Here is a 15,327-nt window from a genome sequence, read left to right on the forward strand (position 1 = left end):
ATACGGTTCTTGCAACGGCAGGAACCGCTACCCGACCATGGGGGGCACCCGATGCAGCACGACGCGCACGCCCATCACGACCACAGCACCCACACGGGCCACGAGGGTCACACGGCGGGACACGAAGGCCACCCGGCCCACGAGGGTCACCAGGAGCAGCACGGTGGCCATCAGGACCAGCACGGCACTCACCACGAGCACCACGGTGCTCACCACGCCCCCGGCAAGGTCTCCTGGTCCATGGCCGCCAAGGCCACGCTGCACTGCCTCACCGGCTGCGCCATCGGCGAGATCCTCGGCATGGTCATCGGCACCGCGCTCGGCTGGGGCAACACGCAGACGATGATCCTCGCGATCATCCTGGCCTTCTTCTTCGGCTACGCGCTCACCCTGCGCGGCATCCTGGCCGCCGGCGTCGATTTCAAGACGGCCTTCAAGGTGGCGCTCGCCGCCGACACCCTCTCCATCGCGGTGATGGAGATCATCGACAACGGCATCATCGCCCTCTGGCCCGGCGCCATGGACGCGCATCTCGACGAGGCGTTCTTCTGGATCGTGCTCGCCATCGCGCTCGCCGCCGCCTTCGTGATCACCACGCCGGTCAACAAGTGGATGATCGGCCGCGGCAAGGGCCACGCGGTGGTCCACCAGTACCACCACTGAACGGCGAAAACAGACCGACGGACGGTCCGGGGCCTACAGCTCCGGGCCGTCTCCAGGTTCCTCCTGGTACGAGTACCGCTGCTCCGTCCAGGGGTCGCCGAGGTTGTGGTAGCCCCGCTCCTCCCAGAAGCCCCGGCGGTCGGCGGCCATGTACTCGACACCCCGGACCCACTTGGGGCCCTTCCACGCGTACAGGTGCGGGACCACCAGGCGCAGCGGGAAACCGTGCTCGGCGGTGAGCAGCTCCCCGTCCTTGTGGGTGGCGAAAATCGTACGGTCCCCGGCGAAGTCGGCGAGTCGCATGTTGGCGCTGTAGCCGTACTCGGCCCAGACCATCACATGGGTGACCTGAGGCGCCGGCGGGGCGAGCTCAAGCACCGTACGGGCCGGGACGCCACCCCATTCGGCCCCGAGCATGCTGAATTTCGTGACGCAGTGCAGATCGGCCTCGACCGTGGAGAACGGAAGGGCCGAGAACTCCTCGTGGTTCCAGCACCGCTTGTCACCGTCGGCCGTCGCGCCGAAGACGCGGAACTCCCAGCGGTCCGGTTTGAACTTGGGGACGGGCCCGTAATGGGTGACCGGCCAGCCGCGCTGGAGCCGCTGACCAGGCGGAAGGTCCGGTGAACGATCCGGCTGCCCCGCTTCCCGGTGTACTCCGCTCTCCGGCTGACCCATGTCATCCATGGTGACAGACGGCGAGGGGTGGTCATGACCAGGCGACCTCCCGCCGGGTCGGATCGGGGCAACTCCCACTAAGCCTGCACTTACTGGACGCCCCCCATTCGGGGTGCGAGGATGCGGCCATCCTGCCCAGTGACGGCGTAGACACGCAACGTGGAAGGAGCCTCTGCGATGCAGGGCGACCCCGAGGTCCTCGAGTTCCTCAACGAGCAGCTGACCGGCGAGCTGACGGCCATCAACCAGTACTGGCTGCACTACCGCATCCAGGACAACAAGGGGTGGACGAAGCTCGCCAAATACACGCGCGAAGAGTCCATCGATGAGATGAAGCACGCGGACAAGCTGACCGAGCGCATTCTGATGCTCGACGGCCTGCCCAATTACCAGCGGCTCTTCCACGTACGGGTCGGCCAGACCCTCACCGAGATGTTCCAGGCGGACCGCCAGGTCGAGGTGGAGGCGATCGACCGCCTCAAGCGCGGGATCGAGGTCATGCGGGCCAAGGGGGACATCACGTCCGCCAACCTCTTCGAGGAGATCCTGGCCGACGAGGAGCACCACATCGATTACCTGGACACGCAGCTGGAGCTGATCGAGTCCCTGGGTGAGGCGCTCTACATCTCGACGCTCATCGAGCAGCCCAGCTGACAGCCCGGCCGGTGCTCCGGAGGGCTCAGGCGGCCTCGGAGAGGCCCTCGGGCTCGACGACGTCGGCCGCCAGGGCGGGCATGCCCTGGTCCACGAGGTCACGTCGTGGGCAGTTGCCCCGGCCGAGAATGGCCTGAATGCGACGGACGCAGGAACCGCAGTCCGTACCGGCCTTGCAGGCCGACGCGATCTGGCGCGGCGTGCAGGCGCCCGCGTCGGCATGCTGCTTGACCTGCTTCTCCGTAACGCCGAAGCATGAGCAGACGTACAACGCGGTTCACCTCCCGCCGTGATCGATTAGGCTAACCTAACCTTACCCGGCGACGCGGGACCGTAAAAGCCCTGGATACGACGATGGGGCGCGGATCACATCGATCCGCGCCCCATCCTCGTAGGTACCTACTTACTGATCGCGGTACATCTCCGCGACCAGGAAGGCCAGGTCGAGGGACTGGCTGCGGTTGAGACGCGGGTCGCAGGCCGTCTCGTAGCGCTGGTGCAGGTCGTCGACGAAGATCTCGTCGCCGCCGCCCACGCACTCGGTGACGTCGTCACCGGTGAGCTCGACGTGGATGCCGCCCGGGTGGGTGCCCAGCGCCTTGTGGACCTCGAAGAAGCCCTTGACCTCGTCGAGCACGTCGTCGAAGCGGCGCGTCTTGTGGCCGGAGGCGGCCTCGAAGGTGTTGCCGTGCATCGGGTCGGTGACCCAGGCGACGACCGCACCGGAGGCGGTGACCTTCTCGACCAGCTCGGGGAGCTTGTCGCGGACCTTGTCGGCGCCCATGCGGACGATGAAGGTCAGCCGGCCCGGGTCGCGGTCCGGGTCGAGACGGTCGACGTACGTCAGCGCCTCGTCCACCGAGGTGGTCGGGCCCAGCTTGATGCCGATCGGGTTCGAGATGCGCGCGGCGAACTCGATGTGGGCGTGGTCGAGCTGGCGGGTGCGCTCGCCGACCCAGACCATGTGACCGGAGGTGTCGTACAGCTTGCCGGTGCGCGAGTCCGTACGGGTGAGGGCGCCCTCGTAGTCGAGCAGCAGCGCCTCGTGGGAGGCGTAGAACTCGACGGCCTTGAACTCGGCCGGGTCGGTGCCACAGGCCTTCATGAAGTTCAGCGCGTTGTCGATCTCGCGGGCGAGCGCCTCGTAGCGCTGGCCCGAGGGGGACGACTTCACGAAGTCCTGGTTCCAGGCGTGCACCTGGCGCAGGTCGGCGTAGCCACCTGTGGTGAAGGCGCGCACCAGGTTGAGCGTGGAGGCGGAGGCGTTGTACATCCGCTTCAGGCGCTCGGGGTCCGGGATGCGGGACTTCTCGTCGAAGCCGAAGCCGTTGACCGAGTCGCCTCGGTACGTCGGCAGGGTCACGCCGTCACGGGTCTCGGTGCCCTTGGAGCGGGGCTTCGAGTACTGGCCGGCGATGCGGCCGACCTTCACCACGGGCACGGAGGCCGCGTAGGTGAGGACGGCGCTCATCTGGAGCAGCGTCTTGAGCTTGGCCCGGATGTGGTCGGCGGACACGGCGTCGAAGGCCTCGGCGCAGTCGCCGCCCTGGAGCAGGAACGCCTCGCCACGGGCGACGGCTCCCATCCGGGCGCGCAGCTGGTCGCACTCGCCGGCGAAGACGAGCGGAGGATACGACTCGAGGTCCGCGATCACATCGCGCAGAGCCTCGGCATCGGGGTACTCGGGCTGCTGCGCCGCGGGCAGGTCTCGCCAGGTCGCCTTGGCGACGGCGTGGGTATCAGCGTTCACGGTCACACGCACAACATTACGGGGTTCTTCGTCCGGTCCTGTCCCCCTGCCCAGTGACTGAGACGCGCGCCCGGAATGTCACCCGCTGATATTCACGCCATCGAGTGGTGTTACCCTCTGGCCCGTTTCACTTTAAACAGTCGAATCACAGGGGTGGGCGTGACCCAAGGGCACCGCAGGGACCGCAAGAAGAGACGACTCTTGTACGGAGCGGCGGCAGCGGTCGTCGCCACCGCCACGATCGGCACCATCGCGGTCGCTTCGCCGGGCCTCCTCGGCGGGGCGGGCGACACGAAGGCGGCTGCCGGGGATGCTTCCCTCCAGTCACAGTTCGCAAACGCGGCGCGAGAGTTCGATGTGCCGCAGAGCGTGCTGATGGCGGTGTCGTACCGGCAGACGCGGTGGGAGTCGCACGACGGGCAGCCGAGCACGACTGGCGCGTACAACGTCATGGGCCTGACGAAGGTCGACCCGGAGGACATCGAGGAGCCCGACGACGAGGATCTCCTCTCGCACCTCAACGCGAGCGGCAAGGCCGAGATCGAGAAGAACTTCGACGCCGCGAAAGCGCTGAAGGCGCTGAAGGCGATGCCGAAGCGGACCGTCGACACCGACGACCCGCGGCTGCACACCCTGGACAAGGCGGCCGAGCTGATCGACAGCTCCGCCGACGCCGTCAAGGACGACACCGCCGCGTCGATCCGCGCGGGTGCCGCGCTGCTCGCCGAGTACCAGAAGCAGGCCGGTGCCGAGCTCTCCGAGGACCCGGGCGACTGGTACCCGGCCGTGGCTCGCTACAGCCAGTCCCCCGACAAGAAGGGCGCCGACCTCTTCGCGAAGCGCGTCTTCGAGTCGATCAAGACGGGCGAGACCGCGCTCACCGCCAACGGTGAGCCGGTCGCCCTGTCGGCGGACCCGGCGGTCGAGCCCGTCAAGCCGTCGAACGTACCGCTGGCCGCGACCTTCGCGAGCACCACGGCGCTTCCGACCCCCGAGTGCCCTGCGAACCTGAGCTGCGACTTCCGGCCGGCCGAGGTGCCGAGCACCGGACAGCGGAACTACACCCTCGCCAACCGCGCCAAGGGCGCGGCCCTGGACATCCGCCGCATCGTGATCCACGACGCGGAGGGCAGCTACGAGGGCACGATCACGGCCTTCCAGAGCCCGACGGCCGCGGGCAGCGCGCACTACCTGGTCCGCGCCCTCGACGGCCATGTCGCGCAGATGGTCGAGAACAAGAACATCGCGTGGCACGCGGGCAACTGGTCCGACAACATGCACGACATCGGCGTGGAGCACGAGGGCTACGCCATCAAGGCCGGCTACTGGTACACCGAGCCGCAGTACGAGTCCTCCGCCGCCCTGGTGAAGTTCCTCGCGACCAGCTACGGCATCCCGCTGGACCGTGAGCACATCATCGGCCACGACGAGGTCCCGGGGCACATCAACTCCAAGGTCTCGGGCATGCACTGGGACGCCGGCCCCTTCTGGGACTGGAACCACTACATGTCCCTGCTCGGCGCCCCGACGGGTGCCGGCCAGGCGGGCGGCCTGCTCAAGGCCGGCCAGCTGGTCCGCGTCGTCCCGCCGTTCACCTCGGCGAACCAGCAGGCGATGAAGTACACGGAGCGGGAGAACGGGGTGGACGTCAACAAGACGACCGACCCGCTTCCGGTCAACTTCGGGTACCTCTACTCCGAGCCCGTGGCCGACCAGAGCAAGGCGCTGACCGACCCGTACTTCACGTCGAACTGGCAGTACGGGTACAACTGGGCGAACAAGGTCCGCGCGGGCGGCGCCTACGTGGTCGCCGGCGTGCAGAACGACTGGACACAGATCTGGTACGGCGGGCAGAAGGCCTGGTTCTACAACCCCGGCGGCCAGTACACCTCGGTCGTCAAGGACACCTCGCAGCAGGTGCTCAAGCCCAAGGCCGGCGTGACCCCGCTGATCTACGGACGCGCCTTCCCCGAGGCCTCGGCGTACCCCGGCACCAACGGTGTCACCGCTCCCACGGACAACCCGAACTACCTGTCGAAGTACGTCTTCGGCAGCGGCGCCGCCTATGTGAAGGCCGGTCCGGCCGTCAAGGGCGACGACTACTTCGGCTCCGCCCAGGCGCACGTCGTGGGCACCGACATGTACATCCCCATCCGCTTCAACCACCGCATGGCGTGGGTGAAGGCCTCCGACGTGGTGGAAGCGGCTCCCGCCGCCCCCGTCGCCACCACCAACCGCTACAACCTCCTCGCCCGTGACACCGCCGGTGTCCTCTGGCAGTACCAGGGCACCGGCAAGGGCGCGTTCCTGAACCGGTACCGGGTCGGGTCCGGCTGGGGTGCGTACAACACCATCACGCCCATGACCGCGCTCCGTGCCGACGGCACCGGTGACGCCGTGGCCCGTGAGGCCTCCGGTGTGCTCTGGTACTACCAGGGCAGCGGGAACCCCTCCTCGCCGTTCAAGACCCGGCTCAAGACCGGTGGCGGCTGGCAGGTCTACGACCGGATCCTCGGTGTCCGTGACCTGAACGGTGACTCCAAGCCGGATCTGATCGCCCGTGAGAAGTCCGGCGTGCTCTGGTACTACCAGGGCACCGGTACTCCTTCCGCGCCGTTCGCCACCCGCCTGCGGGTCGGCGGTGGCTGGCAGACGTACAACCAGCTCATCAGCACCGGCGACCTGAACGCTGACGGCAAGGCCGACCTCGTCGCACGCGACACCACCGGGGTTCTCTGGTACTACCAGGGCACGGGCAAGCCCACCGCGCCGTACGCCACCCGCGTCCGGGTCGGCGGCGGCTGGGGGGCCTACAACAGCATGGTGGGTCCGAGCGACCTCGACATGGACGGCAAGGTCGACCTCGTCGCCCGCGACGGCTCCGGCGCCCTGTGGTTCTACAAGGGCACGGGCAAGCCCACTGCCCCCTTCGCCACCCGCGTGCAGGTCGGCCCGGGCTGGCAGATCTACAACCTGATCTTCTGATCGGACAGATCAGGTAGTTCAGTAGTTCAAGGACACCTCGGGGTCCGGCTCGCACCGTCCACGGTGCGGACCGGACCCCGTTCCCGTGTCCGGCTGGGTTACAGTGCTCGCATGTACGCCTCGCAGATCCAGAACTGGTGGTGGACCGCTCATCCGGCGGCCCACTGATTGCGCGTACACCGACAGACACGCGAAGGCCGCCCGAGGGGCGGCCTTTCTCGTACCCGGGGCCGTTCCTCTCCGTACTCCACTCGGAAGGAACGACACACCTCATGGACCTCACCCGTCTCCTCGACCCCTCCTGCCCGCCCTTCGCCCTGCTGCGCCGCCGTACTCCCGGCCGTGACCACGACACCGTCGAGGTGCTGATCGGCCGGGTCCACGAGGCCGAGCGCCTCGCGGAGCTGCCCGTGGGCCCGCTGCCGACGCTCGCCCTGGTGCCCTTCCGGCAGATCCGGGAGCGCGGCTTCGACGTGCGCGACGACGGCACCCCGCTCTCGGTCCTGGTCGCCGAGGAGTCCCACGAGCTACCGCTCGCCGAGGCCCTGGAGCAGCTGCCCGCGCACGACGTGGCCGTCGAGGGCGGTGGCTTCGACGTCTCCGACGAGGAGTACGCGGGGATCGTGCGGCGGGTCATCGACGAGGAGATCGGCTCCGGCGAGGGCGCGAACTTCGTCATCCGGCGTACGTACACCGGGGAGATCCCGGGCTTCGGGCGGGCCGACGCGCTCGCCCTGTTCCGGCGGCTGCTCGCCGGCGAGCGGGGCGCGTACTGGACCTTCGTCGTGCACACCGGTGACCGGACGCTGGTCGGGGCGAGCCCCGAGGTGCACGTACGGATGTCGGGCGGCACGGTCGTCATGAACCCGATCAGCGGCACGTACCGCTACCCGGCCGGGGCCGCCCCGACCGCCGAGGGCCTGCTCGCCTTCCTCGCCGACCGCAAGGAGACCGAGGAGCTGTCGATGGTGGTCGACGAGGAGCTCAAGATGATGTGCACGGTCGGCGACATGGGCGGGGTGGTGGTCGGTCCGCGGCTGAAGGAGATGGCCCATCTCGCGCACACGGAGTACGAGTTGCGGGGCCGCTCCAGCCTGGACGTGCGGGAGGTGCTGCGGGAGACGATGTTCGCGGCGACCGTGACCGGCTCGCCCGTGCAGAACGCGTGCCGGGTGATCGAGCGTCATGAGGTGGGTGGGCGCGGCTACTACGCGGGTGCCCTGGCCCTGCTCGGCACCGACGAGAGCGGCGCGCAGACCCTGGACTCCCCCATCTTGATCCGTACGGCCGACATCGCGGCCGACGGGCACCTCCGGGTGCCGGTCGGCGCAACCCTCGTACGGCACTCGGACCCGGCGGGCGAGGTCGCCGAGACCCACGCCAAGGCCGCCGGGGTGCTCACCGCGCTCGGGGTGCGGGAGGGCCGGCCTCCGAGCGGCGCCGCACCGGCCTCCATGGCCCTCGCGGACGATCCGCGGGTGCGGGCCGCCCTGGACGCGCGGCGGTCGGACCTCGCGCCGTTCTGGCTGAAGATGCAGGTCAGGTCGGCCGAACTGGCCGGCCACGCGCTGGTGATCGACGCCGAGGACACCTTCACGGCGATGCTGGCGCACGTCCTGCGCTCCTCGGGTCTCGACGTGTCGGTGCTCCGCTACGACGAGCCGGGGCTGCGCGAGCTCGCGCTCGCCCACGAGGGGCCGGTGGTCCTCGGCCCCGGTCCCGGGAACCCCTCGGACGCCGCCGACCCGAAGATGCGCTTCCTGCGCGCTCTGACGGCCGAGCTGGTGCGGGAACACCGGCACGGTCTCCTGGGTGTCTGCCTCGGGCACGAGCTGATCGCCGCCGAGCTGGGCCTGGAGATCGTCCGCAAGCGGACCCCGTTCCAGGGGGCCCAGCTGCGGATCGACCTCTTCGGGCAGGAGCGGACCGTCGGCTTCTACAACAGCTTCACCGCCCGCTGCGACGACCGGACCGCGACGGAGCTGGCGCTGCACCGGATCGAGGTGAGCCGGGACACGGAGACCGGCGAGGTGCACGCACTGCGCGGGCCGGGCTTCGCGGGGGTGCAGTTCCACCCGGAGTCGGTGCTGACGACGGAGGGCGCGGCCCTGACGGCCTCGCTCCTCGCCGGCGTACTGGTCTGAGGGGCGACGCTCCCGGGCCCGCCCGCGAACCTGCCGGTGCCGGCGGGTCCGCGGGCCCGCCGGTTCAGGACACCGGCAGGTTCAGGCCCTTGGCGATCGCGTCGACCCGGGTGAACACGGACGCCGGGTACTGGTCGTCGCAGTACTTGTTGCCGCTGGAGACGATGCCGACGAGCTTCCCGTCCGCGACCAACGGCCCGCCCGAGTCGCCCTTGCAGACGCTGTCGGGGGCGCCGGACGCCGAGGTCCCGCACAGCTTCAGGGCGGCGGAGTCGGTGGGATCGGTGAACGGCTCGCAGCTCTTGAGCGGCGCGAGGCGCAGCTCGGCCGCCTTCAGCCGGGTGGCGAGGGTCGTCCGGTCGGTGCGGCCCCAGCCGACGGTCTTCGCCTTCGTGCCGGGGGCGTAGCGGGCGGAGTCCTTCGGCCCGGCGAGCGGCATCGTCGCGTACGGCATCGGCCGGTCGAGGGTGAGGACGGCGGCGTCGTACGCGAACGTGCCGTCGCCCCACTTCGGATGGACCTTGATCGAGACGATGTGCCGGACGGTCCCCTTGGTGCTGCCGAGGTCGGTGCGGCCTCCGATGACGAGCAGGTCGCGCGGGGCCGCGGCATCGTCCACGCAGTGGGCGGCGGTGAGCACCTTGGTGGGTGCCACCAGGGTCCCGCCGCAGTACTGGACGCCCTCCGGAGTCTGGATGAGCATGGCGTACGGGTGGTCCACCACGGTGGTGCCCCGGCCCCCGTGGATCGCGGCGGCCGGAGTCGCCGTGACGGCGGCCGTGGCGACGGCGGCGACAGCGGCGGTGAGCGCGACGACGGAGCCGCGCCTGACGAACGAGAACATCTGATCCCCCACGAACCTGTGGTTCCACAAGAAGTCGGCGCGCGGTCCGAACGGCCGCGCTGCCTGGTCACGTTGCAGGAGGCAGGGGGCTCCGGTGAGGTTGTCCGGAGGGCGGAGCTGTAGCGATTCGGTCACATGGACGGGGTCGGGGTACGGGGCACCAGGACGTTCTCGCTGCGTCGGCCGGCGGTGTAGTCGAGGACGTTCCGGACGGTGGTGTCGATGATCTGGCCGACCGCGTCCTCGGTGTAGTACGCCTGGTGGGAGGTGACCACCACGTTCGGGAAGGTGACCAGGCGGGCCAGGGTGTCGTCCTCGACGACCTCCAGGGACTTGTCGAGGAAGAAGAGCCCCGCTTCTGCCTCGTAGACGTCGAGGCCGACGCCTGCGAAGCGTCCGGCCCGGAGTTCGACGACCAGCGCCTCGGTGTCGATGAGGCCGCCGCGGCTGGAGTTCACCAGGATGGCGTCGTCCTTCATGGACGTGAGGGCGGCGGCGTCGATGATGTGCTGGGTGGAGGGCAGCAGCGGTACGTGGAGGCTGATCAGGTCGGCCTCGGCGAAGAGCCGTTCCTTCTCCACGTACTTCATGCCGAGTCCGACGCAGGCGGGGTTCTCGGCGACGTCCCAGCCGAGGAGGGTCATGCCGAAGCCGTGGGCGATCCGGGTGAACGCCTCGCCGATCTTGCCGGTGCCCATCACGCCGACGGTACGGCCCCGCAGGTCACGGCCCATCAGCCCGTCGAGGCGGAAGTCGAAGTCGCGGGTCCGGTTGGAGGCGCGGACGATCCGGCGGTTGACGGCCATGGCGAGGGTCCAGGCGAACTCGGCGACGGAGTACGGCGAGTAGTACGAGACCCGGGCGACGGTGAGGCCGAGGCGCTCGGCGACCTCCAGGTCGATGTTGTTGAAGCCGGTGGAGCGCTGGGCGATCATCTGCGTCCCGCCGGCGGCGAGGGTCTGCAGGACGCGGTGGTCCAGGGCGGCGTTGACGCTGGTGGAGACGATCTCGTAGCCGGCCGCGATGGGGGCGGTGTCCTCGGTGAGGAAGACGCTCAGACAGCGGACGTCGTGGTGTCCCGCGAAGGCCTTCTCGATCAGGGGCTTCTCGTCCGCCTGCACGCCGAATGCCAGGATTTCCACGAGATTCCCCTCAATGACGGTGATGGGCCGGATATACGCGATCCTCGCGAATATACGACCCATCCCGTCGCGGCGCCCGGCCTACCGGGCGCCTGGGGCCAGGTGCCTTTTGCTTGCTGCTTGCTGCTTGCTGCCTGGCGCCTCAGGCGTCGTCGAGGCCGCGCTCTATGGCGTACCGGACGAGCTCCACCCGGTTGTGCAGCTGGAGCTTGCCGAGGGTGTTCTGGACGTGGTTCTGCACCGTGCGGTGCGAGATCACCAGGCGCTCGGCGATCTGCTTGTAGCTCAGCCCCTTGGCGACGAGCCGCAGGACCTCCGTCTCGCGCTCGGTCAGCTGCGGGGCCTTCGGCTCGTCGCCGCCTGCCGCCGGGACGGGCTCGGAGGCGAGCCGGCGGTACTCGCCGAGGACCAGTCCGGCGAGGCCGGGGGTGAAGACGGGGTCACCGGCCGCGGTCCGCCGCACGGCGTCGATCAGCTCCTCCGTACTGGCCGACTTGAGGAGATAGCCGGTGGCGCCGGACTTCACCGCCTCCAGCACGTCGGCGTGCTCGCCGCTCGCCGAGAGGACCAGGACGCGCAGTCCCGGCCGGCCGCCGACGAGCTCCTTGCACACCTGGACGCCCGGCTTCACCGGCAGGTTCAGGTCCAGCACGAGGACGTCGGGGGTGACCGCGAGGGCGCGGCGGACGGCCTGCTCGCCGTCGCCGGCGGTGGCGACCACGTCGAGGCCCGCCTCGGCCAGGTCGCGGGCGACCGCGTCCCGCCACATCGGATGGTCGTCGACGACCATCACCCTGATCCGCTGCTGCTCGGCCTGCTGCTCGCTCATCTTTCCTGTCCTGCCTTCCCCCGTGGAACCTTCAACTCGACTTCCGTGCCCTGGCCCGGGACCGAGATCAGCTCGGCCGAGCCGCCCAGATCCCGCAGTCTCCCCCGGATGGAGAGGGCGACCCCCATCCGGCCCTCGCCCCAGGCCTCCGCGAGACGGCCCTCCGGGATGCCGGGGCCGTCGTCCCGGACCGTGACGATCACCTCGTCCGGCCAGTCCTCGACGAGGATCCAGGCCTGGGCGTCCTCGCCCGCGTGCACCCGGACATTGTCCAGGGCGGCACCGACGGCGGCGGCCAGCTCTCGGGCGGCGGGCGGCACGAGGAGCACGGGCGCGCCCGGCTCGGACAGGGTGACCTTCGCCCCGGCGCGCGGGGCGAGCAGGAGGCGCAGGTCGACCGGGGTGTCGTCGTCCGGCTCGTCGTCCACGTCGACGACCCGGACCACGGCCCCCTCGGACTCGTCCTCCGAGACCAGGCTGGGCCGGGTGAGACCGCCCGCGACGAGCGTACGGAGCGCCACCTCCTGCTCCCCCGCCATCCTGGCGATCTCGGCGGCCTCACCGCCCATCGCCGTGCCGCGCCGCTGCACCATCGCGAGGACCTGGAGGACGCTGTCGTGGATGTCGCGGGCGAGCCGCTCCCGCTCGCGGGTGGCGGCCTCGATCTCCAGGGCGCGGGCGAGGGTGCGCTCGGAGGCGCGGGCCACCTCGACGACGTATCCGATGGCGATGGAGGCCACCCAGACGAGCAGGACGTTGTGGAGGGTGTCCCGGCTGGGGTGGCCGCGCTCGACGAGGTTGGCGGCGGCGACGGCGGTGGAGGCGAAGCCGGCCCAGCGCCAGCCGCCCTTGAGCGCGTACGCGAGGACGGATCCGGCGGTCCATATCGTCGGCAGGGTGGGGCCGTCGACGGTCTGGGCCTGGGCGTCGGCGAGCGGGGTGAGGAGGATGCCGACGAGGGCGACGGTGAGGTCGGCGCCGAGGAAGCGCTTGGTGCAGCTGGCCGCGTTCGCCACCCTGGGGAGGGTGGCGAGGGTCCAGACGCTCATCACCGCCAGATAGGAGACGGCGATCCAGGGCCGCTCGTACCCCTCCCGGCCGAAGACGAACAGCAGGACCGCATAGATCATCGTCCCGACGCGGTAGCCGGTCAGTGCCCGCCACAACGGCTGCTCGACCGACATGCGCACGACACGCTCGCGCTTGGCCATCTCCCCCACCCCCGGGCGTCCCGTACGGGAACGCCTACGCGCCGGACTCTTCCCGAGCCGCGATCTCGGCCTTGACGGCCTCCTTGGCCGCCTTCTCCGCATCCGCGATCTGCCGCTTGGCGGCGGTCGCGTAGATGTCGACGTACTCCTGGCCGGACAGCTTCATGATCTCGTACATGACCTCGTCGGTCACCGAGCGCAGGATGAAGCGGTCCCCCTCCATGCCCTGGTAGCGGGTGAAGTCCAGCGGCTTGCCGATCCGGATCCCCGGGCGCATCAGCTTGGGGACGACCTTGCCGGGCGGCTGGATCTTCTCGGTGTCGATCATGGCGACCGGGATCACCGGCGCGCCGGTGGCCAGGGCCACGCGCGCGAGACCGCCGGGCTTGCCCCGGTAGAGGCGTCCGTCGGGCGAACGGGTGCCCTCGGGGTAGATCCCGAAGAGCCCGCCGCTCTCGATGACCTCGATGCCGGCCTTGATGGCCGCCTCGCCCGCGCCGCGGGCACCCGAACGGTCCACCGGGAGCTGGCCGACGCCCTTGAAGAAGGCGGCGGTGAGCTTGCCCTTCACACCCGGCGAGGTGAAGTACTCCGCCTTGGCGATGAAGGTGACCTTGCGGTCGAGCACGGCGGGCAGGAAGAAGGAGTCGGAGAACGAGAGGTGGTTGCTCGCGAGGATCGCGGGCCCCTCGGCGGGGATGTTCTCCAGACCCTCCACCCAGGGTCGGAAGGCAAGCTTCAGGGACCCTCCGAGGGAGAACTTCATTGCGCCGTAGATCAACTCGCCATGCCTTCCGTGTGCCGTCGCGACGACTTTATCCCGTACCGGGGTACGGCCCCCGCTACGGCCCTGGTCGGTGTCGGTCCGGTCGCGTACCGTGAAGGTCCTTCCCCATTTTCCGTCGCTGCGGCGCCCCCGAAGGCGCACCCGAAGGCGAACGCGAAGTCGAGCGAACAGGAGACCCCGGTGCCGGTCCTTCCCGGAGCCGAGCCGTACCGCCATGAAGGCGGAGAGGTCGGCGTCCTTCTCTGTCACGGATTCACCGGTTCCCCGCAGTCGTTGCGCCCGTGGGCCGAGTATCTGGCCGAGCGCGGCCTGACGGTGTCACTGCCGCTGCTGCCCGGCCACGGCACCCGCTGGGAGGACATGCAGCTCACCACCTGGCACGACTGGTACGCGGAGGTGGACCGGGCCCTGCGCGAGCTCCTGGAGACGTGCGGGACCGTCTTCGTCTTCGGCCTCTCCATGGGCGGGGCGCTGACCCTGCGGCTCGCCGCCCAGCACGGCGACGCCGTCAAGGGCATCGTCCTGGTCAACCCGGGCAACAAGGTGCACGGCCTGGCGGCGCACGCGCTGCCGGTCGCCCGCCATCTGGTCCGCACGACCGCGGGCATCGCCAGCGACATCGCCAAGGAGGGCGTGACCGAGGTCGGCTACAACCGGGTGCCGCTGCACGCCGCGCACTCCCTGCGCCAGTTCTTCCGGACCGTCGACGCGGAGCTTCCGCAGGTCACGCAGCCGGTGGTACTGCTCCACAGCCCTCAGGACCATGTCGTGCCGCCCGTCGACTCGGCCCGGATCCTCTCCAGGATCTCCTCGACGGACGTCCAGGAGATCCTGCTGGAACAGAGCTACCACGTCGCGACGTTGGACCATGACGCGGAGCGGATCTTCGACGAGAGCCTGGCCTTCGTCGAGCGTCTCGCCCCGGGTCTGGTCGACGAACAGGGGAGCAGGAGCGGTGGCTGAGGAGCAGGACGGCGGCGGGCGGGAGCCACAGCCCATCGACGAGGAGGCGGCCTGGGCCGCGATCGTCGCGGGGTACGGCGAGGAGCCCGTGGACCCGCCGGGGGCCAAGCCGTTCCGGACGGTCGAGAACCTGTCGCTTCCGGAGCCGGAGGGCGAGGACGGCGACGACGCCGGTGAGGTCCGGCCGGTGAAGCCGGGGCCGGCCGTCGGAAAGGGCACGCCCTGGAAGCCGAGGCCGACGACCGGGGAGACCGCGCCGGAGGCCTCCGAGGAGCCCGGGGCGGACGAGGAGCCGGAGGCCGGTCCCGAGCGTCCCGCGCTCGGCAGCTCGATCGTCTTCGCGCCCGGGGTACGGCCCGCCGGCCCCCGGGACTACTCTCCCGCCGAACCGGAGGACGCCCCCGGCGGCTCCGACGAGGGCCACTTCGTGCCGCCGGAGCCTCCCCCGCTGCCCGAGGCGGACACGACGACCAAGTTCGCCTGGCTCGCCGTGGTCGGCGGACCGGTGCTGATGCTGCTCGCCGTCCTCCTCCAGTGGGACATGACCTGGTGGCTGACCACGCTCTGCATCGGCGGCTTCCTGGGCGGCTTCGCGACCCTGGTGGGGCGCATGAAGCGCGACGACGACGATGACGACGGCTTCGACGACCCGGGCCGCGGCGCGGTCGTCTGATCCT

Annotated in this window: 15 protein-coding genes; 7 read left to right on the plus strand and 8 right to left on the minus strand. The window is 70.0% G+C overall.

Going from position 1 to position 15,327, the window contains the following annotated elements; genetic code table 11:
- Positions 1–51 precede the first annotated feature (51 nt).
- Positions 52–663, plus strand: a complete 612-nt coding sequence (locus tag OG514_RS04140; protein WP_266890916.1) for a DUF4396 domain-containing protein — start codon at positions 52–54, stop codon at positions 661–663.
- Between the two features lie 33 nt (positions 664–696).
- Here OG514_RS04140 and OG514_RS04145 read toward each other — a convergent pair whose 3' ends face one another.
- A complete protein-coding gene (locus tag OG514_RS04145; RefSeq protein WP_266890918.1) occupies positions 697–1,341 on the minus strand; it encodes a sulfite oxidase-like oxidoreductase in 645 nt (214 codons plus the stop codon).
- 177 nt (positions 1,342–1,518) lie between these two features.
- Here OG514_RS04145 and bfr point away from each other — a divergent pair, with 177 nt between their 5' ends.
- Positions 1,519–1,995 carry a bacterioferritin gene (bfr, locus tag OG514_RS04150; protein WP_030314454.1) on the plus strand — a complete coding sequence of 159 codons (477 nt, stop codon included), beginning with the start codon at positions 1,519–1,521 and terminating at the stop codon, positions 1,993–1,995.
- A gap of 25 nt (positions 1,996–2,020) precedes the next feature.
- Here the strand turns inward: bfr and OG514_RS04155 are convergent, their stop codons facing one another.
- Together OG514_RS04155 and OG514_RS04160 are read right to left on the minus strand one after the other, a co-directional pair.
- Complete coding sequence (locus OG514_RS04155; RefSeq protein ID WP_266890921.1) at positions 2,021–2,266, minus strand: bacterioferritin-associated ferredoxin; 246 nt, start codon at positions 2,264–2,266, stop codon at positions 2,021–2,023.
- A gap of 132 nt (positions 2,267–2,398) precedes the next feature.
- Complete coding sequence (locus tag OG514_RS04160; RefSeq protein ID WP_266890923.1) at positions 2,399–3,751, minus strand: class II 3-deoxy-7-phosphoheptulonate synthase; 1,353 nt, start codon at positions 3,749–3,751, stop codon at positions 2,399–2,401.
- Positions 3,752–3,904: 153 nt separating this feature from the next.
- Here OG514_RS04160 and OG514_RS04165 point away from each other — a divergent pair, with 153 nt between their 5' ends.
- The 3 genes from OG514_RS04165 (at position 3,905) to OG514_RS04170 (ending at position 8,874) form a co-directional block, all read left to right on the plus strand.
- Positions 3,905–6,730: an N-acetylmuramoyl-L-alanine amidase gene (locus OG514_RS04165; RefSeq protein ID WP_266890925.1), complete on the plus strand. Its 2,826-nt coding sequence runs from the start codon at positions 3,905–3,907 to the stop codon at positions 6,728–6,730.
- A 111-nt stretch (positions 6,731–6,841) separates the two neighbouring features.
- Positions 6,842–6,898, plus strand: a complete 57-nt coding sequence (locus OG514_RS39450; protein ID WP_073917353.1) for a trp operon leader peptide — start codon at positions 6,842–6,844, stop codon at positions 6,896–6,898.
- A gap of 104 nt (positions 6,899–7,002) precedes the next feature.
- Positions 7,003–8,874 (plus strand): anthranilate synthase family protein, encoded by a 1,872-nt coding sequence (locus OG514_RS04170; protein ID WP_266890927.1) that lies wholly within the window; start codon positions 7,003–7,005, stop codon positions 8,872–8,874.
- Positions 8,875–8,938: 64 nt separating this feature from the next.
- On the opposite strand, the gene OG514_RS04175 is transcribed toward OG514_RS04170, so the two are convergent.
- From OG514_RS04175 to OG514_RS04195, 5 genes are all read right to left on the minus strand, one after another.
- The gene (locus tag OG514_RS04175) at positions 8,939–9,718 is read right to left on the minus strand and encodes a trypsin-like serine protease (protein WP_266890929.1); all 780 of its coding nucleotides are present in this window, start codon (positions 9,716–9,718) and stop codon (positions 8,939–8,941) included.
- A gap of 131 nt (positions 9,719–9,849) precedes the next feature.
- Entirely contained in the window at positions 9,850–10,860 is a 1,011-nt protein-coding gene (locus OG514_RS04180) for a 2-hydroxyacid dehydrogenase (RefSeq protein WP_266890931.1), read from the minus strand.
- A 142-nt stretch (positions 10,861–11,002) separates the two neighbouring features.
- Complete coding sequence (locus OG514_RS04185) at positions 11,003–11,689, minus strand: response regulator transcription factor (protein WP_266890933.1); 687 nt, start codon at positions 11,687–11,689, stop codon at positions 11,003–11,005.
- The gene (locus OG514_RS04190) at positions 11,686–12,900 is read right to left on the minus strand and encodes a MacS family sensor histidine kinase (protein WP_266890935.1); all 1,215 of its coding nucleotides are present in this window, start codon (positions 12,898–12,900) and stop codon (positions 11,686–11,688) included. The genes OG514_RS04185 and OG514_RS04190 overlap by 4 nt, the downstream gene beginning before the upstream one ends.
- A 34-nt stretch (positions 12,901–12,934) precedes the next feature.
- Positions 12,935–13,681 carry a 1-acyl-sn-glycerol-3-phosphate acyltransferase gene (locus tag OG514_RS04195; protein WP_181399446.1) on the minus strand — a complete coding sequence of 249 codons (747 nt, stop codon included), beginning with the start codon at positions 13,679–13,681 and terminating at the stop codon, positions 12,935–12,937.
- A 186-nt stretch (positions 13,682–13,867) separates the two neighbouring features.
- On the opposite strand from OG514_RS04195, the gene OG514_RS04200 reads away from it, so the two are divergent.
- Positions 13,868–14,650 (plus strand): carboxylesterase, encoded by a 783-nt coding sequence (locus OG514_RS04200; RefSeq protein WP_266890938.1) that lies wholly within the window; start codon positions 13,868–13,870, stop codon positions 14,648–14,650.
- Complete coding sequence (locus OG514_RS04205) at positions 14,643–15,323, plus strand: hypothetical protein (protein WP_266890940.1); 681 nt, start codon at positions 14,643–14,645, stop codon at positions 15,321–15,323. The genes OG514_RS04200 and OG514_RS04205 overlap by 8 nt, the downstream gene beginning before the upstream one ends.
- Positions 15,324–15,327 lie beyond the last annotated feature (4 nt).

Origin of the sequence: Streptomyces sp. NBC_00572 (assembly GCF_026341815.1) — a bacterium.
GTDB lineage: Bacteria > Actinomycetota > Actinomycetes > Streptomycetales > Streptomycetaceae > Streptomyces.

Coding starts and splice junctions, on each gene's coding strand:
- OG514_RS04190 (WP_266890935.1), bottom strand. CDS start 12,900: ATGGCCAAGCGCGAGCGTGTCGTGCGCATGTCGGTCGAGCAGCCGTTG.
- OG514_RS04170 (WP_266890927.1), top strand. CDS start 7,003: ATGGACCTCACCCGTCTCCTCGACCCCTCCTGCCCGCCCTTCGCCCTG.
- OG514_RS04140 (WP_266890916.1), top strand. CDS start 52: ATGCAGCACGACGCGCACGCCCATCACGACCACAGCACCCACACGGGC.
- OG514_RS04175 (WP_266890929.1), bottom strand. CDS start 9,718: ATGTTCTCGTTCGTCAGGCGCGGCTCCGTCGTCGCGCTCACCGCCGCT.
- bfr (WP_030314454.1), top strand. CDS start 1,519: ATGCAGGGCGACCCCGAGGTCCTCGAGTTCCTCAACGAGCAGCTGACC.
- OG514_RS04185 (WP_266890933.1), bottom strand. CDS start 11,689: ATGAGCGAGCAGCAGGCCGAGCAGCAGCGGATCAGGGTGATGGTCGTC.
- OG514_RS04145 (WP_266890918.1), bottom strand. CDS start 1,341: ATGGGTCAGCCGGAGAGCGGAGTACACCGGGAAGCGGGGCAGCCGGAT.